The following is a 311-nucleotide window of genomic DNA, read 5'->3' on the forward strand; positions in this document are numbered from 1 at the left end:
CCCCCTCTTTTGTGCCACCCAATCATGGTTGCCCACAATTGGGTCTCGCTTATCCCGAAGTTACGCGAGTAATTTGCCTAGTTCCTTCAGCATAGTTCTCTCAAGCGCCTTGGTATACTCTACCAGTCCACCTGTGTCGGTTTAGGGTACGGTCTATATGCTAGAGCTATTTCCTGGAATGCTTAAAAAGCCAGATCAATCCAATAAGACCTGACAACATCTCGCATTCGTCACTTCTAGCAGGCACAGGAATATTCACCTGTTTCCCATCGACTACGGCTTTCGCCCTCGCCTTAGGAGCCGGCTCACCC

Annotated in this window: 1 rRNA gene; it reads right to left on the reverse strand. The window is 49.8% G+C overall.

The window, feature by feature from the left end:
* Window positions 1–311, reverse strand: a 23S ribosomal RNA gene (locus CKO33_RS13250); the annotation flags it as partial.

Origin of the sequence: Ectothiorhodospira mobilis (assembly GCF_016584115.1) — a bacterium.
Classification (GTDB): Bacteria; Pseudomonadota; Gammaproteobacteria; order Ectothiorhodospirales; family Ectothiorhodospiraceae; genus Ectothiorhodospira; species Ectothiorhodospira mobilis.